Source organism: Pseudomonas sp. MOIL14HWK12:I1 (assembly GCF_000510705.1).
Taxonomy (GTDB): Bacteria; Pseudomonadota; Gammaproteobacteria; order Pseudomonadales; family Pseudomonadaceae; genus Chryseomonas; species Chryseomonas oryzihabitans.
On sequence record NZ_KI783308.1, the window covers coordinates 504,612 to 526,564 of the forward strand.

Consider the following 21,953-nt stretch of genomic DNA (forward strand, 5'->3'; position numbering starts at 1 on the left):
TTGTCGCGCCTGACTATGCAATGTGGAGAATTTATCGCGCAACTGGAGTGGCTGGCTATTCAATAAGCTGGGGGACATCATTCATTGAGGACCTCCCATGCTTCCGTTCACCACCTGGCAATGGCAACTGCACGACTACGGCTCATCCAATCTGCGGCTGGCCCAAGCGCCCCTCTCTCGACCTGGCCCCCATCGGGTCGTGGTGCGGGTAGGGGCGGTGTCCCTCAATTACCGCGACCGCCTGATTCTGGAGAACGGCATGGGCAGCCCGCTGCGGTTTCCCCTGGTGCCGGGATCGGATCTGGCCGGCCAGGTCGTGGCCGTGGGTGAAGGGGTGAGCCGGGTCGGCGTCGGCCAACGGGTGATCAACACCTTCTGGCGTGACTGGCTCGATCAGCCCGTGCCCTATCAGTCAGCCGACGCGGCATTCGGCAGCGCCGATCTGCCTGGGGTACTCAGCCAGCATGTCGAGGTGCACGAGGACAATCTCGTCGCCGCGCCGCAGACCCTGGACGACGGTGCTGCCAGTACCCTGGTGTGCGCCGGCCTGACGGCCTGGCACAGCCTGGTCGAGGTAGGTCGGCTACAGGCCGGCCAGTGGGTGCTGGTACAGGGCAGCGGGGGCGTCTCGCTGTTCGCCGCGCAGCTGGCGCTCAGCCTGGGCGCCCAGGTGATCCTCACCAGTGCCAGTGCCGACAAGCGTGAGCGGGCGCGGGCCCTAGGCATTCAGCAGGTGATAGATCGCACCCAGCCGGATTGGGCCGAGCAGGCGTGGCAGGCGACGGGCGGACGGGGCGTGGACATCGCCGTGGAGGTGGCGGGTGGCGACCTGGGACGGACCTTGGAGGCCCTGGCGCCAGGCGGCGTGATCACCGTGGTTGGGGTCTTGGAAGGATTCAAGTTGCAGATTCCCTGCGCCACGCTGTTCGCGAAACGGGCGCGCATACAGGGCATCGCTGTCGGCAGTCGTAGGACGCTGGAAGATCTGGTGCGCTGGATCGACCAAGCAGGCATCACGCCGACGCTGGCGGCCGAGTACGCGCTGGCCGAGTTGCCGGCAGCGCTGGCCCATCTGGAGCAGGGCGCCTTTGGCAAGGTGGTGGTGCGGATGGATTGAGGGCCCAGACAGCAAGAAGCCGCCTGGCGGCGGCTTCGCTAGCGGACCCTGATGCTTAGAAGCGGTAGGTCAGCTGGGCACCCAGACCGTGGGCGCTGTTGTCGTACTTGGCGCTGTAGCCAGCCTTGGTGGAGGTGGCGGGGCGATTGATCGACACGTCGTCTTCCCAGAGGTAGGCATAGGCGACGTCGATGGTCATGTCCTTGGTCGGCGACCAGCCGGCGCCCACCGAGAAGGTCTTGCGATCGCCCACCGGGATGCGCACGTTGCGGTTGCCGTTGTCGGCCGGCGAGGGGTCGATGGCCATGCCCGCGCGCAGCACCCACTGGGGATTCAGCTGATAGGCCGCGCCAACGGCGTAGGACCAGGTGTCCTTCCAGTTGAGCTCTTCCGTCACGGTCGCCAGGGGCGAACCCAGCACCGGCAGGGTGGGGGTGCCCTCGTTCTCCACGTCGATCGACTTGAGGCGACTCCAGCGGGTCCAGGTGGCACCGGCGTACATCGTCCAGTCGTTGTTCAGTCGGTAGGTGAAGGAGGCGTCGCTGCTTTCCGGCAGGGTGATGTTGAGGCTGGCGTCATACTTGCCGTTGAGCCGGCTGACCAGGGCGTTGGTGATCGGGCTGGCCTGGCTGTTGGCGCCGGTGACCTCGGTGTTGCCCTTGAGCTTGTAGGTGACCTTGGAGTGGTAGGTCAGGCCGAAGGTCAGGTCATCGGTCAGGTCCGCGAGCAGGCCGACGTTGAAGCCGTAGGCGGTGTCGTCGCCGTCGATCTTGACCTGGCCATCCTGGGTGCTGCCGAAGTTGACGTTGCTGTTGAGCTTGCCTTCGATGCGGTTGATGGTCGGACCGAAGCCGATGGAGACCTTGTCGGTGATCTTGTAGCTGACGGTGGGCTGGATGGTGATGACTTCCACCTTGCTCGCCTGACCCTGGTAGCGACCCTGGAAGGCGTGCTCGTAGTTGCTGATCAGCGCATAGGGGACATACACACCCAGGCCGAAGTGCAGGCGGTCATCCACCGGGGTCACGAAGTAGCCGAAGGGCACCACCGAGTTGGGCACCATGTCGCCGTCGTTGCTGCCCTGAACGGCCTGGCCGTTGGCATAGCGGCCGCTGGCATCCTTGATGTCGATCTTGGCATGGATGTAGGCACCGCCCAGGGACACCTCGCGACCCAGGCGCGACATGCCGGCCGGGTTGCCATAGATGGTGGAGGCGTCCTGCGCGGAGGAAGAGCGTCCGGCGAAGGAAGTACCCATCCCGCTGACACTTTGTTCGTTGATAGCCAGACCGTTCGCCAGGGCATAGCCGGAAGCGCTCGAAACGGCCAATGCAAGTAGGGTCAGTTTTATTGTTTTCATGCTCTTGCAGCTCCATTGAAAGGCGAGAAGCGCTTACCTCCGCGGATTCCCAAGTCCGAGTGAGTACCTGCGCACACTCAGCTTTTAGCAGGCCCTGCTTGCGAATACAAAAAAAACTATTCGGTCACGTTTGGTTCGGGGCGGTCAGCCGGCGTTCATCCGACGAACCCGCCTGGAAAGGCGCTGAATGCCATGCGTTCCGGTACCGGAAAGGCGGGTCGAGCGGCACCGAAGATCGTGCCAGGGTGGCTTATACTGTCGGCTCATCTGTTCGGAGTGCGCCCTTGACTTCTGCCCCTCACTGGATCCGCGACGACGCGGCGCTGGCCGCCCTCTGCGCGCGCTGCCAGACCTTGCCCTTCATCGCCCTCGACACCGAATTCATGCGGGTCGACACCTTCTATCCCAAGGCCGGCCTGATCCAGATCGGCGACGGCGAACAGGCCTACCTGGTCGATCCCCTGTGCATCGGCGACTGGACACCCTTCGCCGCGCTGCTGGAGGACCCGGCCGTGGTCAAGGTGCTGCACGCCTGCAGCGAAGACCTGGAAGTGTTGCTGCGCCTGACCGGCAGCCTGCCCCAGCCGCTGTACGACACCCAACTGGCGGCGGCCTATCTGGGCCTGGCGCATTCCATGGGGTATTCGCGGCTGGTCGCCGAAGTGCTCAAGATCGACATACCCAAGGACGAGACCCGCTCCGACTGGCTGCAACGCCCCCTGACGCCCCTGCAGGAGCGTTATGCGGCGGCCGACGTGACCTATCTGGTCGACGTCTACCTCTATCTCGATGCGCGGCTGGATGACCAGCGGCGGGCCTGGTTGCTGGAGGATGGCGCCGAGCTGGTGGCCAATCTGCGCCGCGTCAGCGATCCCTGGGAAGCCTATCGCGATGTCAAGCTGGCCTGGCGCCTGTCGCGTCAGCAACTGGCGGTGCTGCGGGTGCTCTGCCACTGGCGCGAGGTCCAGGCCCGCGAGCGCGACCAGCCGCGCAACCATGTCCTGCGTGAACGCTCGCTGTGGCCGCTGGCGCGTTTCCAGCCCACCGACAAGCAGGCCCTGGCGCGCATCGACGACATGCACCCGCGTACCGTGCGCCAGGATGGCGATACCCTGCTGGCGCTGATCGCCGAAGGCGTGGCCACCCCGGCCGAGCAATGGCCGGCGCTGCAGTCCGAGCCCTTGCCCCACGAGGCCTCGCCGTTGCTCAAGGCCTTGCGCGCCATCGGCGAACGGGACGCCGAGGCTCTGGGCATGGCGCCGGAACTGATGCTGCGCAAGAAAGTGCTCGAAGCCCTGCTGCGCACCGGCTGGCCCGATGGCGACTATCAGTTGCCCGACAACCTGCGGGGCTGGCGTCGCGAGCGCTTCGGCCAGGCCCTTCTCGATCACCTGCAGGCGCAGCGCACCCCGCCGGCGCCCCTGGAAGACACCCCATGAAATTGCTGTGCTCCATCTACCGAAGCCCGCGCAAGCCGGAAATGTACCTGTACGTCGACAAGCTCAAGGGCCTGACACCTGTCCCCGAGGGCCTGCTCACGGCCTTCGGCCCGCCGGCACTGGCCTTCGAATTCGTGCTGACCCCCGAGCGCAAGCTGGCACGAGAAGACGTCGCCAAGGTCCTCGAGAACATCGCCAAGCAGGGCTACCACCTGCAGATGCCGCCGCCGGAGCTGGAGCGCGACGACTATATCGAGCACCTGCCCGAAGAACTGCTGCGTCTCAACGATCCGCTATGACCGCCGTCCTGCTGCTGGAAGACGCGCCGGCCGGCTATGTCGATGCCTGGCGCCAGCTGGCGCCGGAGCTAGACCTGCAGGTGCCGGCGGACCCGGCTGCGGCCGTGCGTCTGGCGCAGCAACCGTGCTACTGGCTCGGCCAACCCGATCGCGCTGCGGCCCTGCTGCGCCAGGGCGTAAAGCCGCTCTGGCTGCAATCCACCTGGGCCGGCTATGCGCCGCTGCTGGCCGCGGAGCTGCCATGCGACTATCGCTTCAGCCGGGCGGTGGGTCTGTTCGGTCAGAGCATCGGCGAATACGTCCTGACCTATCTGTTGCAGCATGAGCGCCAGGTGGCGACGCGTCAGCTCAGTCAGCGGGAAGGACGCTGGGATACCCGGGCGCCAGGCACCCTCGCCGGACGGCGCCTGTTGCTGGTCGGGGCAGGGGACATAGGCCAGGACATCGCCCGCCTGCTCGCGCCGTTCGGCATGAGCCTCACCGGCGTCGCCCGCAGTGCGCGGATCCTGCCCGGCTTTGCGCGGGTGGTGCCGCTCTCAGAGCTGCACCAGGCGGCGCGGGAGGCCGATTTCGTGGTCAATCTGCTGCCGGACAGCGCCAGCACCCGCGATCTCTACGACGCGGCCTTCTTCGCCGCCGTGCCTGCCGGCGCCTTGTTCATCAATGCCGGACGCGGCACCAGCGTGGTGGACGCCGATCTGATCGCCGCGCTGGAAAGCGGCCACCTGGCTGGCGCAGTGCTGGACGTGTTCCGTCAGGAGCCGCTGCCGATCGAGCATCCCTTCTGGCAGACGCCCAATCTGCACCTCACCGCCCATGTCGCCGGACCCACGCCACCGGCGGCGGCCGTCCGGTTGTTCCTCGACAATCTCCAGCGCCTGCGACAGGGGCAGCCCCTGCGCGGCGCCGTCGAGCTCGCCGCTCAGCCGAAGGTATAGGGGCCGGCCACCGCCAGCTCCTCGACGGTCAGGCGCGGGCTGGGCAGCTCGCGCCCCTGCAGGGACTCCGGCAGGCTGGCCTTGTCGCCCAGCTTGCCAATGGCCACCGCCAGCTCGACCTTGAACGCCGCCGGCACCTTGAGTTCGCGCTGGATGCCTTCGCGGTCGATCCCGGCCATGCCGTGGGCGTGCCAGCCGGCATTGGTCGCCTGCAGCGCGAGGTAGGCCCAGGCCGCACCTGCATCGAAACTGTGGCTGGGGAAGGGGACCTCCTCACCGCTGCTGGCGCGCAGCAGGGTGGTCTTCGACAGGATGATCACCAGGGCCGAGGCGTGTTGCGCCCAGCCACGATTGAATTCGGCCAGCAGACTCAGGAACAGCTCCCAGTGGGCATCGCCGCGCCGTGCATAGAGAAAGCGCCAGGGCTGGGCATTGAAGGCGGAGGGCGCCCAGCGTGCGGCCTCGATGAAGCCGAGCAGCGTCTCCTCCTCGATGGCGACCGGTTCGAAGGCGCGCGGCGACCAGCGCTGCACGAATTGCGCGTCGACGGGGTATTGCGGGGTACGGCTGGTGCTGGTCATGGCTTCACCACGGAGGAAAGGGAATCCGGCACGGTAATCCGGCCGGGCGGAGTCGACAAGGGCGCGAACGGTGCTTGGCGCTCGCGGCGTGCGGCACTAGACTGCGCGCCCCCTCTCTTTGCCACGATCCCCGCCATGGCCGCCATCACCCAGCCGTTCTGGAAGCGCAAGACCCTCGACCAGCTCGATGCCCAGGAATGGGAGTCGCTGTGCGACGGCTGTGGCCTGTGCTGCCTGCAGAAACTCGAAGACGAGGACGACGGCGCCGTCTATTACACGCGCATCGCCTGCAAGCTGCTGGATCTCAAGACCTGCCAGTGCAGCCGCTACGCCGAGCGCACCCGCTTCGTCCCCGACTGCATCCAGCTCACTCCCGCCCAGGCCGACCAGTTCGCCTGGCTGCCGCCCACCTGCGGCTATCGCCTGGTGGCCGAAGGCAAGGACCTGCCGGAATGGCACCCGCTGATCTGCGACGACCCCGAGGCGGTGCACAAGGCCGGCATCTCCCAGTCCGGCCGCATGCTGAGCGAGACCCAGGTCGCCGAAGACGACTGGGAAGACTATCTGATCTTTCGCGCGGGCTGATCCCGGCCTCAGACCACCGCTGGGCTGTTCCGTAGCGGCGTCGTAAGACCCGCCGCCCGATGGCAGCGGACCTCCGCCAACCTGCCTGGCAACAGCGCCTGAGGGTGCTCGCAACCGGTACCCGCCTGGGGACAGCGATCCCGAAAGAAGCAGCCGCTCGGCAGCACCCGGTTGCCCGGCAACTCGGTACGCTGCGCGGCGGCATTGCCGGTGAGCGGCTGATCTAGGCGCGGCACCGCCTCCAGCAAGAGCCGGGTATAGGGATGACTCGGTTGTTCCAGCACCTCAGCCGCCGCCCCCAGCTCGACGATCTGCCCCAGGTACATCACCGCTACCCGGTCGGCCAGATGGCGTACCACCGAGACGTTGTGGGAGATCAGCACGAAGGTCAGGCCGCGTTCTCGTTGCAGCTGGGCCAGCAGGTTGAGGATCTGTGCCTGCACCGAGATGTCCAGTGCCGAGGTGGGTTCGTCGAGAATGATGATGTCCGGATCCGACGACAGCGCCCGGGCGATGGCGATGCGCTGGCGCTGACCGCCGGAGAACTGGTGCGGGTAGCGATCCAGGTATTCGGGACGGATACCGACCTGCAGCGCCAGGCGCTCGGCCAGGGCGCGCAATTCGGCAGAGGAGCTGCGACCCCGCACCACCAGCGGTTCGGTGATCAGCTTCCATACCGGCAGGCGCGGGTCCAGCGAGGACTGCGGGTCCTGGAAGACGATCTGGATGTTGCGTTCGCCACGGGCGGCGCCGGCGAGGGTGCCGCTCACCGGCGCCACCAGCCCCATCAGGACCTGGGCCAGGGTGCTCTTGCCGCAGCCGGATTCACCGAGCACGCCCAGCGTTTCGCCGGAAAAGAGCCGTAGGTCGATGCCGTTGAGGGCATGGGCCTGGCCCTTGGTGCGCCCGAGCCAGTCGCGGCCCACCGGATAGCGAACCTCGATGCCTTTGAGCTCCAGCAAGGGTACGGCGGGCGGAGAAAGGGTGTTCATGCCGGGGCGTCCTCTGCCTGCAGCCAGCAGGCGCTCAGGTGATCGGGGGTGTCCGTTGGCAGCAGCGCAGGGCGTGTCTCGCAGCGCTCATGGCGCCGGCTGCAACGCTCCTTAAAGCTGCAGCCACCAGGCAGCTGGGCCAGGTTGGGCACCTGTCCGGGGATGCTGGCCAGATCGCTGCCCGGCACCGCCTTTTCCGGAAGGCAGGCCAGCAGCCCCTGGGTATAGGGATGCCGGGGGGACTGCATGACCGCCGCGGTGGCTCCCTGTTCGACGATGCCGCCGGCGTACATCACATAGACGCGGTCGCAGAATTGCGAGACCAGCGCCATGTCATGGGTGATCAGCAGGATGGCGGTGCCCCGCGCCCGCGCCTTCTCGCGCAGCAGGAGCAGCACCTGGCGCTGCACCGTGACGTCCAGCGCGGTGGTCGGCTCATCGGCGATCAGCAGCTGCGGATCGCAGGAGAAGGCCAGGGCGATCATGATGCGCTGGCGCATGCCGCCGGACAGTTCGAAGGGATAGCGATCGAGGATCTGCTCGGGGTCGGCGATGTGCATGTCCTTGAGCAACTCGATCGCCCTGGCGCGGGCCTGGGCGGCATCCAGCGCGGTATGGCGACGGATCACGTCCAGCAGCTGGCGACCGATGCGTCGCGTCGGATTGAGCGCGGTCATCGGCTCCTGGAAGATCATTGCCGCCTCGCGGCCGCGAACTTCCATCAGCTGGCGCTCGCTCAAGGCGAGCATGTCGTGGCCCACCAGGTTGACGCTGCCGCCGGTGACCCGGTAGCTGCCTGAGGGCAACAGGCCAAGGGTGAGCATGGCGGTGACCGACTTGCCCGAGCCGGACTCGCCCACCACGCCGACGATCTCGCCGGGGGCCACACTCAGGCTGACGCCGTTGAGCGCCTTGGCGCTGCTGCGAAAGCCGGGAAATTCCAGATTCAACTGGTCGATGTGCAGAACGGGCTGGCCCATGTCATTTGCCCTTTTGGCGAGGATCGAGCAGATCGCGGATGCCATCGCCCAGCAGGTTGAAACCGATGGCGGTGACCAGGATCGCCAGGCCCGGGAAGGTCGAGTACCACCACTGATCGAGGATGAAATTGCGGCCGCTGGCAACCATCACGCCCCATTCCGCGGTGGGTGGCTGGGCGCCCAGGCCGATGAAGCCCAGCGCCGAGGCCATGAGGATGGCGTTGCCGATGTCCAGGCTGAATTGCACCAGCAGCGGCGGCAGGGCGTTGCGTGCCACGTGCCAGTGCACTAGGTGCCACTTGCCGGCGCCGAAGGTGCGTGCGGCCTGGACGTAGGCCAGCTGGCGGATGCTCAGGGTCTGGCCGCGCGCCAGGCGCACATAGAAGGGGATGCGCACCAGGGTGATGGCCAGCATGGCGTTGAACAGGCTCGGCCCGAGGGCGGCGGCCAGGGCCATGATCAGCACCAGCGAAGGCACCGAGAGGATGATGTCCATCAGGCGCATCATCAGGCGATCGAAGGCGCCGCCGACGATGCCCGACAGGCAGCCGAGCAGCCCGCCGATGGCGCAGGCGGCAAAGGCCACGAAGAGGCCGACGCCCACCGACTGGCGGCTGCCGTAGATCACCCGGCTGAGCAGGTCACGACCCACCTCGTCGGTGCCGAACCAGTGCAGGGCACTGGGTGGCTGCAGGCGGGCGGTGAGTTTCAGCGCGTTGGGCTGATAGGGCGCGAGCCAGGGCGCGGCGACCATGCACAGCAGCACCAGCAGGGTGATCGCCAGCCCCGTGAGCATCAGCGGATTGCGGCGGATGCGCCAGGCCAGCCAGGCGGTCTGCTCGCGCCAGCCGGGGCGCGAGGCGGTCAGGGTTGTCATGCTAGTTCACCTTGCCGATGCGGGGATCGACCAGCCGGTAGAGCAGGTCGATGAAGCGGTTGAGCAGGACGTAGATGAAAGACACCACGATGGCAAAGCCCATGACCGCCGGGAAATCCAGCGCCTGGATCGACTTGACCACATAGGCGCCCATGCCCGGCCAGGCGAATACGGTCTCGGTGAGCACCGCGCCATAGAGCAGGTCGCCCAGGGCTAGGCCGATTACCGTGATGGAGGGAATCAGGGCATTGGGCAGCGCGTGGCGCAGCACCACGGTGGTCTGCGACAGGCCATAGGCGCGGGCGGTACGGATATAGTCCTCGCCCAGCTGTTCGAGCATGGCGCCACGGATCTGCCGGGTGATGACGCCCAGGTTGACGAAGGCCAGGGTCACCGCCGGCAGCAGCAGGTGCCTGGCCGCGCTGACGAAGCCGGTGAGATCGCCCGCCAGCAGGGTGTCGATCAGATAGAAGCCAGTCACCGTGGGCGGTGGCGTCAGCCCCTGGTCCAGGCGCCCGCCGCCGGGCAGCCAGCCGAGGTGCCCATAGAACAGCACGATCAGCCCCAGGCCCAGCCAGAAGGCCGGGGTGGAGATGCCGGCCACCGCCAGGGTACGGCTGATGTGATCGATCCAGCGGTTGTTGTAGACCGCCGAGAGCACGCCCAGCGGCACGCCGGTCAGGATCGACAGCAGCAGCGCCGCCAGGGCCAGCTCCAGGGTGGCCGGAAAGAACAGCTGCAGGTCTTCCAGCACCGGCCGATGGGTGCGGATCGACTGGCCCAGATCGCCCTGCAGCAGGTCCCCCATGTAGCGGAAGTATTGCTGGTAGAGCGGCAGGTCCAGACCCAGCTGCTGACGGATACCGGCGACGATTTCGTCACTGGCACGCTCGCCGGCGATCAGCCGCGCCGGATCGCCCGGGATCAGGTGGGAGATGACGAAGGTGATCAGGGACACCCCGATCACCACGATGAGGATATCGGTCAGCTGCTTGCGCAGCAGATGGAAGAAGGCCATGGCATACCTCGCGAGGCGGGTGCCGGAACGCGCCGGCACCCGTCGCCCTTACTTGGACATCGCAGCGAAATCGAAGACCTGCTCGAGCATGGGGTTGAACACGTACCCCTTCACCGCGGCGCGCATCGGCACCGTGTAGGCCTTCTGGTAGAGGTAGGCGTAGGCGGCGTCGCCCACCACGATCTTCTGGGCTTCCTGGTACAGCGCCTTGCGCTGGGCCACGTCACTGACGCTGGCGGCGTCGCGCAGCAGCTGGTCCACCTTGGGATTGCTGTAGAAGGCGCGGTTGCCCGCCAGCCCCGCATTGGTGCTGTCGAACCAGAAGTTCATGAACATGTAGGGATCGGCGAAGTCCGGACTCCAGTTGCCGATGGCGACGTCGAAATCGCCCTTGCCCAGGCGTTCGCGGAAGGTGGCGTTGGCCAGCTTCTCCATCTTCAGGTTGACGCCGAGGGTGCTCAGGCCGGCTTGCAGGGTCAGGCCGATGGGCTCCCAGGCAGGGTCCTTGTCCGAGTAGAGGAATTGCAGCTCCCGCACCTTGGGCGCCTTGCCCAGGGCGGCCTGGGCCGCTTCCAAGTCCTGCCTGGGCATTGGCAGACTCGGGTCATGCCCCCACATGCCGTCCGGGATCGGGCCGTTCATGAGCTTGGCCTTGCCCATGGCGATGCCTTCGACGATGCCCTGGTAGTCGAGGGAATCGACCACCGCCTTGCGCGCATTCACATCGTTCATGGGCGCGCGCCTGTTGTTGAGGTAGAGGTAGGTCACCCGCAGCGAGGGGTAGGCGGTGGTGACGAAACCGGACTTCTGCGCCAGGGCCTTGACCTGGTCTTCGGGCAGGTCCTCGATGATGTCCAGATCGCCCTGTTCCAGTTGCAGGCGGCGTACCGAAGGCTCGGCGATGATGCGGATCACCACCTGCTTGAGCGTGGGTGCCTTGCCGGCGTAATGCGGGTTGGGCTCCAGGGTCAGCGACTGGCCCTTCTGCCAGGCCGCCAGGCGATAGGCGCCGGAGCCGGCGGTATGGCCGGCCAGCCAGGCGTCCACGTCCTTGCCGTGGGTGCTGGCCACCTTGGGGTTGATCACGCTGGCGCCGTCGTGGGCCAGGGCGAAGAGGAAGGGCGCGAAGGGCTTCTGCAGGGTGAATCTGATCGTCTGCGGATCCACCACGGTCACCGTCATGTCCGCCGGGAAGATGCTGGACGGGCCCTGCTTGAGCTTCATCAGGCGCTCGACCGAGAACTTGACCGCCTCGGCGGTGACCTCGCTGCCATCGTCGAATTTGTTGCCGGGCTTGAGGGTGAAGGTCCACACCAGGTTGTCGGGGGAGACGGCCCAGCCGCTGGCCAGGTCGCCCTCGACGTCGGTGCTGCCCTTGCCGTCTTCCACCTTGTAGCGCATCAGGCGCTGGTAGGCCGGATAGGTCACGGTCCAGTCGTTGTTGTCGAAGGTCACACCCGGGTCGACGGTCTGCAGATCCGCAGGCTTGCCGATGACCAGGGTGTCGGTCGCGGTGGCGGCACTGGCCGGTTGCCAGGCGCCGAGGCCCAGCAGGGAAACCAGGGCGAGCACGCGGGACGCCGATGAAACGCAGGTGCGCGAAGACGAGAACATGCCGGTACCTCGGATTGTTTGGGTTTATGGGTGTTTCGGCAGTGGGCAAGGTGGTCGAGCGAAGGGCTCGCGGCGCCGGATTCGAATGACCCGGTCACCGGCAGGATCAGTTCAGCAGGGCGGCGAGTTCCTCCGGGCTGAGATGGTGGTAGTCGATCAGCGCATAACGGCGGGCGTCGGGCAGTTCGAAGTGCCACCACTCGCTGGGGATGAAGGTGAAGCCGGCGCTCTGCATGATGCCCAGCAAGAGCAGGCGGTTGCGCTGGGCGGCGGCGGGCAGCGCCGGATTGAACAGGTGCGACAGCTCGCGCATGTCGTCGAAGCCGGTACCCATGTCCAGGGCTTCACCGGTCTCGTCGAGCAGGGTCACGTCCACGGCCACGCCGCGGCTGTGGTGCGAGCCCTGCGCCGGATCGCTCACGTACTGGGCATCGGGCAGCACCCGCCACAGCAGTTGCTGGGCATAGGGCGGGCGGTAGGCATCCAGCACCTGGAGGCGCAGACCGGCCTGTTGCGCCAGCGCGCTGGCGCGGTGCAGGCGGGCGGCAGCATCCCGGTGCAGCAGGCAGTGGGCGTCCTGGTAGAGCACCTTGCCGGCCAGGTTGTCGGCGGTCGCATAGACCAGGTGGATGTCCACGCCGTAGTGGTGGGCGTCGATCTCGACGAGTTCTGGATGGTTCACGGTACGGGGTGCTTCCTTGGGGTGAAGAAGAGGGCCAGGGCTCATTCGAATTGTCCGAAGCGCTGCTGCAGGGCGCGGTTACTGGCCAGCCGTTGTTCCAGGGCATCACCCGAGCGATCCGCCACCGCTGACACCAGCAGGTTGAGCAAGCAGGCGAGGGGGGCCAGGGAGTCCCAGAACTGGTCGACATCCAGGCGCAGCTGCAGCAGGTCGGCGGGGTAATCCCGGGCCCAGGGGCAGTGGTAGTCGGTGATCAGCGCCATGGGCAGCTGAGCATCACGTGCGGCTTCGCAGAGCTTGCGGGTCACGCTGGAATAGGCGCGGAAGTCGGCCACCACCAGGTAGGGACGGGCGAAGCCGCTGTTGAAGATGTCGGCGTAGGTGCCCGACAGGCCATCGACGTAGAAGGCCTTGGGACGGATGTATTCCAGCAGGCTGTGGAAACTGCCGAGCACCCCGCGGGTGGTCTGGATGCCGGCGATGAAGACGGCGTCCGCGCCGGTCAGCTGCTGGACCACCTGTTCGAACACCGGGCCGCGGGCCAACTGGTAGACGTCCTCAATGGCGGCGAGCTCGGCGGCCAGGGAACGGTCCAGCGCATCGCTGCGTCCGCTCTGCTGGCGAAAGGCACTGAAGCGGTCGGTGATGCGCCAGGCTTCCAGGCCTTCGTCTCTCAGGCTCTGCTTGACGTCGTCGAGGTTGCGATAGCCCAGCGAGCGCAGCAGCCGACCCACGGAGATGCCGGTGGTGTTGGTGCGCTGGGCAATGCTGTCGGCGGTCTCGAAGGGCAACTTCTCCGGATTGGCCAACAGGTAGCCGGCGACGCGTTTGCCCGTGGGGGTGAGGTTGGCAAAGGCGCCTTCGAGGGCTTGGAAGAAAAGTGGCTTGGTCACACCAGATAGCCTGCGATGTTATCGAGCTGTCATTAATCGCTCCGTTGTTCGAAAGCTAACATCGGTTTTCCAGGCGTCGCAAGCGGCGACACGCCGGTTGTCACCCAAGTGTCGCAAAGCGGGATTTGGGGTCGTTAGGAGATAAGCCAGTAGCGGCTCAACGGCTCGGGAGGAGGGTGGCGGCATCCCGAGCGAGACGCCGCCGCACAGCCGGAGGTCAACCCAGCGGCGACTCCATGCGCGAGGTGCGCTCGACGGCGCCGTAGCGATCGCCGACCGCATGGGCGCGTTCCAGCAGGATCTTCAGCTCGGCCAGGTCCTGGGCGATGCGGGTGCCAGGGTCGCGGCGCAAAAGTCGGGCGAACAGATGGCCGAGGCGACCGGCTGGCGGCTCGTAGGCCATGACCGCCGTCACCTCGGTACCGCCGGGCACGTCGGCGAAGCTGACCCAGCCCAGGTTGTTCAGGCCGGCGTAACCGCACGAGCGCCAGCCGATCAACTGGCCGGGGATGTCGTCGGTGACTTCGGCGTCCCATTCGAAACGCCCCATGGGTGCCTTGACCACCCAGTGGGAGTAGCGGTCGTTGAGCACGTCCACGCGTTCGATATGGCGCATGAAGATCGGCAGGTTGGAGAAGTCGCGCCAGAAGCGATAGAGCTCATCGCGGGGGCGGGCGATGACGACCCGGCGGGTCTGGGAGGCCGCCGAATGCCAGGCCAGCGAACGGCGGACGTCGCGTTCGAAACGCACCTTGGTCAGGGTACTCTTGATCGAGCAGTGTCCGCGCAAGCCACGTTTCAGCAGCCAGGCACCGGTGGCGCCGGTCAGCAGGCCGAGCAGACCGCCACGCGCCAGGCCGCGGCTGATCAGCAGACCACCGCCGGCCACGGAGGCCAGGCGTTCGACGCCCTTGATAGCAGCGGCGTCGCGAGGCGGAGGAGCGAGAGGGGGAGTGGGGGCATCTAGGTGCATGGCAGATTCTCCTTTAGCTGTGGAAAAGACCTGCCCAGAGCCCCCGCCGTTCCCTAGCCGGTCAGGCCCAGTACCCGGAAGACGAAGGCGTATTCCAGGGCCACGTCGCGCAAGGCCTGGTAACGCCCGCTCATGCCGCCGTGGCCGGCGCCGAATTCGGTCTTGAGCAGGAGCAGGGGCGCCTGATCGGTCCGCCGCTCGCGCAGCCGCGCCACCCACTTGGCGGCTTCCCAGTACTGCACCCGGGTGTCGTGATAGCCCGCCACCGCCAGGATGGCCGGATAGGCCTGGGCCTTCACGTTTTCATAGGGCGCGTACCCGGCGATGCGTGCGCGTACCTCCGGCTCGTTCGGATCGCCCCATTCGTCGTACTCGGTCACGGTCAGCGGCAGATCCGGCTTGAGCATGGTGTTGAGCACATCGACGAAGGGCACCTCGGCGATGGCGGCGGCATAGAGCTCGGGCCGCTGGTTGACGACCGCGCCGATCAGCAGACCCCCGGCGCTGCCACCGCTGATGACCACCTGTTGCGGCGTCGTCAGGCCCTGTGCCAGCAGATGCTCGGTGCAGGCGATGAAGTCGTCGAAGGTGTTCTGCTTGTGTTCCAGCTTGCCGCTGCGATACCAGGCTTCACCCAGTTCGCCGCCGCCGCGGACATGGGCGATGGCGAAGCGCACGCCGCGATCCAGCAGGCTCAGCCGGGCGTGGGAGAACCAGGGATCGAGGCTGTGGCCATAGGCGCCGTAGCCGTAGAGATAGAGCGGCGCGCTCTGCGGCAGGTCGCGACGACCGACCAGGCTGATGGGGATGCGGGTGCCATCGGCGGCGGTGGCCCACAGGCGGCGGCTCTCGTAGGCGTCGGCATCGAACGGGCCTTCCACCGGGACCTGCTTGAGCACGTGCTGGGCGCCACTGGCCAGGTCCAGTTCGCGGATCTCGGCGGGGCGATTGAGCGCCTCGTAGCGCAGGCGCATGACCGGACTGGCGAATTCCAGCACGTCCATGGCATCCAGGCTGTAGACCTCGTCCGGCAGGTCGACGCGATAGGGCGCCTGGCCGTAGGGGCGGACTTCCAGAATCGGCAGTCCGGCGGTACGCAGGCTGAGCACCAGGGCGTTGGCGCCGAGGCTGGCATCCTCCAGCATCACCTCGGGGTCGTGGGGCACCAGCAGTTGCCAGTGCGCGCGGGTGGGACTGCTCTCGGCGGCCTGGTAGAGGGCGAAGTTGATGCCGTCCTGGTTGCTGCGGATGTACCAGCCATCGACGCCATGATCGGGAAAGTACTCGTGACCTTCCTCGCGTGGCGCCAGGCAGACGAAGGCCTCGTCCGGCCGGTCCGCGTCCAGCACCCAGGCTTCGCTGGTGGTCTTGCTGTGGGACAGCAACAGCAGCTTGCGCTCGGAGCTCGAACGATAGCAGCCGAGAAAGAAGCGCCCATCGGTCTCGTGAAAGACCAGTTGCGGCTCGGCATCGCCCAGGTGATAGCGATAGAGCTTGTGCGGACGATGGGATTCGTCGCGCTCGCCAAAGAACAGGGTACGGCTGTCGTTGGCCCAGGTCAGGCTGCCGTCGCATTCCTCGAAGGGCAGTTCGGTCACCATGCCGGTGGCCAGCTCCTTCACATAGAGCCGGTAGGTCTCATCGCCCACCTGATCTAGGCTGTAGGCAAGGCGGGTCTGGTCCGGGCTGATGGTGAAGCGGCCCACGGAGAGAAAGCCGCCGTCGGCGATGGCGTTGCCGTCGAACAGCAATTCCTCGGTCACGGGATCGGGCGTCAGGTCGCCATTGGCCGGGCGGCGGCAGCGATAGTTGCGGCCGTATTCGTCACCGGCCTGGGTACGCTGATAGTAGAGATAGTCGCCGCGGGGGACGGGCAGAGATAGATCCGTCTCGCGAATGCGCGCGCGGATCTCCTCGAACAGCTGCTCGCGGAGGGCGGCCTCGGGTGCCAGTTGGGCTTCCAGGTAGGCGTTCTCGGCCTCCAGGTGCGCCAGCACCTCGGGGGCGTCACGGTTTTCCAGCCAGACGTAGGGATCGTCGCCAGGGGCGCGGCGGGCAATGGGGGCTTGGGTCATGCGGGCTCCTTGGGTGCCGCGCAAAGACACGCGGGCGGGGCAAAACCGCTATCATAGGCTTCTCCTTTCCGCTATCGCCATGGATCGCAATGACCGAGCAAGAGTACCTGATCGCCTGGGCCGTCTACGCCATCGCCGCGCTGCTGTTGTTGGTGGTGTCTTTCAAGGCCACCGGCTGGCTCTGGCGCTGGCTGCGCGAACCCATCCGGCTGGTGGTGGCCGTGCTGCTGGTGACGCCGGCCCTGGTGGACGCCGAGCATGGCCTCTATGCCCCGGCCATCGCCGTGACGGTGCTGGACTTGGTGTTCAAGGTGGGCAACAGTGCCTGGTCGGCGGTGGCCAACCTGGCGGCTGCCGGCACCATCGGCGTGGTGCTCTACCTGATCTTCGTCCTCTGTCGCTGGCTGTACCGCCGCTCTCATCCGCGTCCCGCGCCGGTCGTCGCCGAAGGGCCGACGGATGATCCGCAACCGGAATCGCCGATGACCCCACGGACCCCGGCAACCCCAGTCGAACGCCGCGAACCCCGGGGTCGCAGCGAGCGCGTCGAACCCCGTCTGTAATCCAGGCTTGCGCCCAGGACGTGACCCCTTCAGCATGATTGCGAAGGGCAGCGGCTGCAGCCGCCGTTGAACCAGGCAGCCACCCCGGAGGGACGGACATGTGCGAATTGCTGGGCATGAGTGCCAACGTGCCCACGGATCTGGTCTTCAGTCTCCAGGGCCTCATGCAGCGGGGCGGACGTACCGGTCCGCATCGGGACGGTTGGGGCGTGGCCTTCTACGAGGGCAGGGGCCTGCACCTGTTCAAGGATGCCCTGCCAGGCGCCGATTCCGAGGTGGCCAAGCTGGTCCAGGGCTACCCGATCAAGAGCCACACGGTGATCGGCCATATCCGTCACGCCAACGTCGGGTCGGTCAATCTGGCCAATACCCACCCCTTCGTACGGGAACTGGGCGGCCGCTATTGGAGCTTTGCCCATAACGGCCAGCTGCAGGATTTCCATCCCGAGCCGCGTTTCTACCGGCCGGTGGGTGATACCGACAGCGAGACGGCCTTTTGCAGCCTGCTGGACCAGGTCCGCGAGCGCTTTCCCGAACCCGTCCCGGTGGAGATGCTGTTGCCGCAGCTGGTGAATGCCTGCGACGGCTTTCGCAAGAAGGGCGTCTTCAATTGCCTGCTCAGCGACGGCGACTGGCTGTTCAGCTTCTGCACCACCAAGCTGGCCCATATCACCCGCCGCGCCCCCTTCGGTCCGGCCCAGTTGCGTGATGCGGAAGTCCATATCGATTTCAAGGCCGAGACCACGCCCAATGACGTCGTCACCATCATCGCTACCGAGCCGCTGACCTCCGACGAGGTCTGGACCCTGCACCAGCCCGGGGAATGGCATCTCTGGTGGGATGGCGAGATCGTCTCCCAGGGTCGCGTCTAGACAGGAAGCCACTTCACGATGCTGCGCAGTTATATTCGTCTGCTGTTGTTCACCCTGGCCTTGCTGGTAGGGGTGCAGATCCCCGGCTTCATGCTCGACTACGAGCAGCGCGTGGATGCCCATCGCCTCGAATCCGATCAGGCCCTGAGCGGTTTCAGACGGACCGCGCAGCAGTACTTCGAAGGCAATCTCGACGGCTTGCTGGCGCATTACCGGGCCAGCGAGGATCCGGTCTTTCGCAGCGACGCCGACAGCCTCGGCGTACTGCTGCGCCGTAATGCGCTGTTCAACGAAGAGTGGCAGGCGCTGCAGGGTCCCTGGTACCAGCGGGCCTGGCACATCCTGGTACGGCCCAACAGCGAACTGCGCGACGAGACCCTGCAGCAGTATCGCTATCAGGTAGTGCTTACCCCCGAAGCCATCGGCTGGGGGATAGGGCTGGGCTTGGCCCTGGCGATAACGGTGGAAACCCTCGCGCTCTGGCTTTCAATCCTGCTCTATCCGCGGCGTCCAGCCCGGCGGGTTTCCTAGCCTTCAAAAAAAATTTCACGTTTTCAGGCGTTTAGCTGAAAAAAGGGCTTGACGCTAAAGTCCCGCGCTGTAGAATGCGCACCCACAGCAGGCACGTAGCTCAGTTGGTTAGAGCACCACCTTGACATGGTGGGGGTCGTTGGTTCGAATCCAATCGTGCCTACCAAACAAAACCCGCACTGCTGGCGGGTAAGAAAAAAGGCGATCCGAAAGGGTCGCCTTTTTTCGTTTTGGATTTGATTTGGGGTCCCAGCGGTGAGGGCTTCAGATGGGTCCCGGCGACGTACTGCTCGGCCCTGGTCTTTGCCTCGGCGAAGGCGAGGCGCTAGGCGTCTCGCTGCCGGGCGGTCATCGGCCACGTGAGCGCAACGAAGGCCATTCCGCCACCCACCAGCAGCAGCGCTGCACTCAGGCTCCAGTGCTGCGCGACGAAGCCGATCGCGGCCGGACCGATGAGAATGCCGGCATACCCGATGGTGGTGATCGCTGCAATGGCATGGCTTGCAGGCATCCGGGTCTGCCGTCCGGCGGCACTGAAGAGCACGGGGACGATGTTGGAAGCCCCGAGGCCAACCAGCAGAAAGCCTGCGAAGGCAAAGGGCTGGGTGGGTGCCAGGACCGCCATCAGGAAGCCTGCCGCGGCAAGCAGGCCGCCGCCTACGACCACTTTCAGGCCGCCCAACGTCTTAACGATCCAGTCGCCGGTCAGGCGGCCAATGGTCATCGCCAAGGCAAATACCGTGTAACCGAAGCCGGCCTGCGCCGGGTCGACGCCATGCGCATCGATCAAAAACAGGGCGCTCCAGTCCAGGATCGCGCCTTCGCCGAGAAAGATCAGAAAACAGAGCAAGCCGATGAAGGCGACGATCCCGCGCGGCAGTGTAAACAACGGGGTATGTCCGGCGTCATGATTGCCGTAGGGCAGCAGACCCTTGATCGAGACCGCGAGTAGCACGATCAGCAGCGCGCTGAACACCAGGGTCGCCACCAGCGGTTGGATTCCAGCCCCCAGCAGAACGCTCATGCCGCCGGCGCCGACGATCCCGCCGACACTGAACAGGCCGTGGAAGCCGGACATCATGTTGCGACCACTGTCCTTCTCGACAATCACGGCCTGAATGTTGATCGCGACGTCCAGCGCGCCAACGCTTGCCCCGAACAAGGCCAGGGCGATGGCCATGCCGAAGATCGAATCGGCGACGGCAAGCAGCGGCAGCACCAAGGCGAGTGCTACCGAGCTGGTCGCGATCACCGCGCGGCATCCGAAGCGGCTGGCGAGAATGCCGACGATGGGCATCGCGACAATGGATCCCAGGCCCAGGCAAAGCAGGAGAAGGCCAAGCGTCGAATCATCGGCGCCGATCCTCGCCTTGGCGACGGGCACCAGGGGTGCCCACGCGGCCATGGCAGAACCCGCAATGAGGAAGCCAGCGCGGGTCGCCCATTGCTCGATCGCTCCCGAAGGCTCTTGGGCGGCGAGTTGCACATGTTGCATTGGAGAGGCTCCGGAGAAAAATGACGGTAGGGGTGATCACACCTCATACCAGTGTTAGCTGATCATGCATGATTAAGCAAGAATGCGCACAATCGTGCATATCGCGGCTGTATCTGCGGCGCGCGAAGGCCGTGCCTGATCCGGGTGGGTTAAAAACTGGCTGGCATCGAGGTATCTCGGCAGGACCGGGTAGCTCTGCCTGCGGGGAGGGGGTGGAAGCCTGTGCGAATCCGTGGGCGGGCGGAGTCTCAGCATGGCGACAGGCTCAGGTGCAGTCGCACGCCGACGGCCTCTCCTGCAGCGGCAGTCTATGTCCGGCACCTTGAAGTTCATGCGTCAGCGGCTGTGGACAGGTCTCGCCGAGGCCCGTGCGGGAGGGGTAGGGTTTGGGTCAGCTGGACCAGGTAACAACATCCGCATCGGTGGCGGGTAATGGAAAGGGGCGATCCGAGAGACCGCCCCTTTCGTGTTTGCCTGCTCCGCGCTGGGGTCCAGGCGGACTTGCTAGGTGTCGGGTCGTTTAACAGGGCGACCCTGCGATCGCCCTGTTGCCCCTGCCAAACCATCAGCTGCTCGGGCTAACGGTTTCGGTGAAGGAGCCTGCCGGCTGCAGCCCATGCTTGTTCGCCGTGAAGTCCAGGGCCGTCGAGGCGTAGCGCACGCCATCCTGAACCTGCTTGAGCGTCAGGTTGGCCTCATAGAACTTGTCGCTGGCCAATTGCTTGGCCGCCTGGTCGACGTCCGTCATGGTCTGCTTGAGCGGTGCCAGGGCGATGGCCGTGTCGATATCCACATCGGCCAGGCGCAGGGTTTCTGCAGCACCCTTGGCGTCGCCATGCTTGAGTTTGTTATTGGCATCGGCCACCGCCTTAACTTTTTGCGGGCTGGCCATGTAACTGTCCTGTACTACGGTATCGCCCCAGATGGGTAGCCAGGACGTTATGGTAGTGCTGGTATCGGCCTTGCCTTGATTATCCTTGACCTGCAATTCGCTCGCGGCTTTTTTCAGCGCGGTATTGTCCGATTGCGCAAGTTTGAGTGCCTGCTGGGCGTCCTTGACATGGGAAACCGCCTGCTTCGTTTGCCCCTGGAAGAGTTCCAGGCGTGCGGCGGAGATGTCGGTAAAGGCCCGTTGTCCCTGGGTGGACAGGGCCTGGAAGCTACCCAGTTCGTTTGCCGAGGGGGCTTGGTTCGCGGCGATGGCCGCAGATGAGCAGGCGGCTACGATGGCGACGACCAGCATGCTCTTTGCCAGTTTATTCTTGACGTTCATTTGCTGCCTCCAGCGGATATGCAATTGAAGTAAGGCTATCGCTCAGGTACCAGAACCAGGTTCTGCAGTGCCTGGAATCGATACTCCGCCGTATCGCTTAACACTGGATTAATAGGTGCGGGGCTTTTCTTGAATAGCCGCTGAACAAGTTGGCACAGCTAACTACGCGTGATCTTTCCGCGCCTTGATTGAAGGGCGGAATTGATCGGGTCGGGCGTGAGTCTGGTTTGCGCGTTAGAACTTTCCGGAAGTGCGAATAAAGGTTCTGCCGATTGCTCGGGAGGGTGTGACCGCGTGCCTCGGTCGTGATGCCATGGGTTTTCACGTAGACTGGCGGACGATTTTTCTTGGGGCTTCGTTGCTTCGCCAAGGCGCGAGCAGGGGTCCGTTACCGCGAGGAGAGAGTGATGACGCAGGGTGGTGAAGGGCGGCAGATCGGTAAAGGCGGCTGCCTGGGATTGATCCTGCTATCGATCCTGTTCGCGGTCGTGGTCTTCGGCTCCATCATCTATGTCTATCGCCACAATGCGACGCCGGCCAATCGGGCCAACGAGCAGCAGGCCATCGATCAGTGCCTGGCGCGGGCCAATGCCCCGGAAACCTCGCCGGCCGATCGCCAGGCGCTCATGGAAAATTGCCAGGAAATGCAGAAGCAGTTCCTCAAGAAGTACCCCGACGCGGCCCGTTGAGCCGGCGACTGTTCCTCTCGAGGTTGCGCCAGGTCTCAGTTTCTGAAAGGATTTCCGTCCCAAACTTTCCAGTGATCCTTTCGCGTCGCCCGGAATGCCTTGCGGCC

22 protein-coding genes and 1 tRNA gene are annotated in these 21,953 nt (G+C 65.6%); 10 read left to right on the plus strand and 13 right to left on the minus strand.

From position 1 onward, the window contains the following. Positions 1-97: 97 nt before the first annotated feature. Positions 98-1,117 (plus strand): NAD(P)-dependent alcohol dehydrogenase, encoded by a 1,020-nt coding sequence (locus PSEK12I1_RS0119970; RefSeq protein ID WP_027602700.1) that lies wholly within the window; start codon positions 98-100, stop codon positions 1,115-1,117. 55 nt (positions 1,118-1,172) lie between these two features. Here the strand turns inward: PSEK12I1_RS0119970 and PSEK12I1_RS0119975 are convergent, their stop codons facing one another. Next, a complete protein-coding gene (locus PSEK12I1_RS0119975; RefSeq protein ID WP_027602701.1) occupies positions 1,173-2,477 on the minus strand; it encodes an OmpP1/FadL family transporter in 1,305 nt (434 codons plus the stop codon). Between the two features lie 284 nt (positions 2,478-2,761). On the opposite strand from PSEK12I1_RS0119975, the gene rnd reads away from it, so the two are divergent. The 3 genes from rnd to PSEK12I1_RS0119990 are packed head-to-tail and all read left to right on the plus strand — an operon-like array spanning position 2,762 to position 5,153. Further along, on the plus strand, positions 2,762-3,916 hold the full coding sequence (gene rnd / locus PSEK12I1_RS0119980) for a ribonuclease D (RefSeq protein ID WP_027602702.1): 1,155 nt from the start codon (positions 2,762-2,764) through the stop codon (positions 3,914-3,916). Next, positions 3,913-4,215, plus strand: coding sequence for a YcgL domain-containing protein (locus tag PSEK12I1_RS0119985; RefSeq protein WP_027596918.1), 303 nt, complete (start codon positions 3,913-3,915; stop codon positions 4,213-4,215). The genes rnd and PSEK12I1_RS0119985 overlap by 4 nt, the downstream gene beginning before the upstream one ends. Next, positions 4,212-5,153 carry a D-2-hydroxyacid dehydrogenase gene (locus PSEK12I1_RS0119990; RefSeq protein WP_027602703.1) on the plus strand — a complete coding sequence of 314 codons (942 nt, stop codon included), beginning with the start codon at positions 4,212-4,214 and terminating at the stop codon, positions 5,151-5,153. Before PSEK12I1_RS0119985 ends, PSEK12I1_RS0119990 begins: the two co-directional genes overlap by 4 nt. Here PSEK12I1_RS0119990 and PSEK12I1_RS0119995 read toward each other — a convergent pair. After that, a complete protein-coding gene (locus PSEK12I1_RS0119995; protein WP_027596916.1) occupies positions 5,138-5,734 on the minus strand; it encodes a nitroreductase family protein in 597 nt (198 codons plus the stop codon). The two genes, PSEK12I1_RS0119990 and PSEK12I1_RS0119995, sit on opposite strands and share 16 nt — an antisense overlap. Before the next feature lie 135 nt (positions 5,735-5,869). On the opposite strand from PSEK12I1_RS0119995, the gene PSEK12I1_RS0120000 reads away from it, so the two are divergent. Then, on the plus strand, positions 5,870-6,319 hold the full coding sequence (locus tag PSEK12I1_RS0120000; RefSeq protein WP_007159211.1) for a YcgN family cysteine cluster protein: 450 nt from the start codon (positions 5,870-5,872) through the stop codon (positions 6,317-6,319). An 8-nt stretch (positions 6,320-6,327) separates the two neighbouring features. Here the strand turns inward: PSEK12I1_RS0120000 and PSEK12I1_RS0120005 are convergent, their stop codons facing one another. The 9 genes from PSEK12I1_RS0120005 to PSEK12I1_RS0120045 all read right to left on the minus strand — a co-directional run bounded on the left by PSEK12I1_RS0120005 (position 6,328) and on the right by PSEK12I1_RS0120045 (position 16,423). Further along, complete coding sequence (locus tag PSEK12I1_RS0120005; protein ID WP_027602704.1) at positions 6,328-7,311, minus strand: oligopeptide/dipeptide ABC transporter ATP-binding protein; 984 nt, start codon at positions 7,309-7,311, stop codon at positions 6,328-6,330. Then, positions 7,308-8,291, minus strand: coding sequence for an ABC transporter ATP-binding protein (locus tag PSEK12I1_RS0120010; RefSeq protein WP_027602705.1), 984 nt, complete (start codon positions 8,289-8,291; stop codon positions 7,308-7,310). The genes PSEK12I1_RS0120005 and PSEK12I1_RS0120010 overlap by 4 nt, the downstream gene beginning before the upstream one ends. A 1-nt stretch (position 8,292) precedes the next feature. Next, positions 8,293-9,168 (minus strand): D,D-dipeptide ABC transporter permease, encoded by an 876-nt coding sequence (gene ddpC, locus PSEK12I1_RS0120015; protein WP_027602706.1) that lies wholly within the window; start codon positions 9,166-9,168, stop codon positions 8,293-8,295. Between the two features lies 1 nt (position 9,169). Next, positions 9,170-10,186 carry an ABC transporter permease gene (locus tag PSEK12I1_RS0120020; protein ID WP_027602707.1) on the minus strand — a complete coding sequence of 339 codons (1,017 nt, stop codon included), beginning with the start codon at positions 10,184-10,186 and terminating at the stop codon, positions 9,170-9,172. Positions 10,187-10,234: 48 nt separating this feature from the next. Continuing rightward, on the minus strand, positions 10,235-11,800 hold the full coding sequence (locus PSEK12I1_RS0120025; RefSeq protein ID WP_027602708.1) for an ABC transporter substrate-binding protein: 1,566 nt from the start codon (positions 11,798-11,800) through the stop codon (positions 10,235-10,237). 106 nt (positions 11,801-11,906) lie between these two features. Then, positions 11,907-12,482 carry a D-alanyl-D-alanine dipeptidase gene (ddpX, locus tag PSEK12I1_RS0120030; protein ID WP_027602709.1) on the minus strand — a complete coding sequence of 192 codons (576 nt, stop codon included), beginning with the start codon at positions 12,480-12,482 and terminating at the stop codon, positions 11,907-11,909. A 41-nt stretch (positions 12,483-12,523) separates the two neighbouring features. Then, positions 12,524-13,375, minus strand: a complete 852-nt coding sequence (locus PSEK12I1_RS0120035) for a MurR/RpiR family transcriptional regulator (protein ID WP_027602710.1) — start codon at positions 13,373-13,375, stop codon at positions 12,524-12,526. 217 nt (positions 13,376-13,592) lie between these two features. Continuing rightward, entirely contained in the window at positions 13,593-14,348 is a 756-nt protein-coding gene (locus PSEK12I1_RS0120040) for an SRPBCC family protein (RefSeq protein ID WP_027602711.1), read from the minus strand. Positions 14,349-14,401: 53 nt separating this feature from the next. Further along, positions 14,402-16,423 carry a S9 family peptidase gene (locus tag PSEK12I1_RS0120045; RefSeq protein WP_027602712.1) on the minus strand — a complete coding sequence of 674 codons (2,022 nt, stop codon included), beginning with the start codon at positions 16,421-16,423 and terminating at the stop codon, positions 14,402-14,404. Positions 16,424-16,512: 89 nt separating this feature from the next. Between PSEK12I1_RS0120045 and PSEK12I1_RS0120050 the strand changes: the two genes are divergently transcribed. The 4 genes from PSEK12I1_RS0120050 (at position 16,513) to PSEK12I1_RS0120065 (ending at position 18,555) form a co-directional block, all read left to right on the plus strand. Then, a complete protein-coding gene (locus tag PSEK12I1_RS0120050) occupies positions 16,513-16,986 on the plus strand; it encodes a hypothetical protein (protein WP_027602713.1) in 474 nt (157 codons plus the stop codon). Between the two features lie 98 nt (positions 16,987-17,084). Then, positions 17,085-17,858 (plus strand): class II glutamine amidotransferase, encoded by a 774-nt coding sequence (locus tag PSEK12I1_RS0120055; protein WP_027596905.1) that lies wholly within the window; start codon positions 17,085-17,087, stop codon positions 17,856-17,858. 18 nt (positions 17,859-17,876) lie between these two features. After that, positions 17,877-18,389, plus strand: coding sequence for a DUF2937 family protein (locus PSEK12I1_RS0120060; RefSeq protein ID WP_027596904.1), 513 nt, complete (start codon positions 17,877-17,879; stop codon positions 18,387-18,389). An 89-nt stretch (positions 18,390-18,478) separates the two neighbouring features. Then, a tRNA-Val gene (locus PSEK12I1_RS0120065) sits at positions 18,479-18,555 on the plus strand. A 159-nt stretch (positions 18,556-18,714) separates the two neighbouring features. Here the strand turns inward: PSEK12I1_RS0120065 and PSEK12I1_RS0120070 are convergent. Next, positions 18,715-19,884, minus strand: a complete 1,170-nt coding sequence (locus tag PSEK12I1_RS0120070) for an MFS transporter (protein ID WP_037007221.1) — start codon at positions 19,882-19,884, stop codon at positions 18,715-18,717. Between the two features lie 565 nt (positions 19,885-20,449). Further along, positions 20,450-21,157 carry a YfdX family protein gene (locus PSEK12I1_RS0120075; RefSeq protein ID WP_027602715.1) on the minus strand — a complete coding sequence of 236 codons (708 nt, stop codon included), beginning with the start codon at positions 21,155-21,157 and terminating at the stop codon, positions 20,450-20,452. 407 nt (positions 21,158-21,564) lie between these two features. Here PSEK12I1_RS0120075 and PSEK12I1_RS0120080 point away from each other — a divergent pair, with 407 nt between their 5' ends. Then, positions 21,565-21,846, plus strand: a complete 282-nt coding sequence (locus tag PSEK12I1_RS0120080; protein ID WP_007159203.1) for a hypothetical protein — start codon at positions 21,565-21,567, stop codon at positions 21,844-21,846. Positions 21,847-21,953 lie beyond the last annotated feature (107 nt).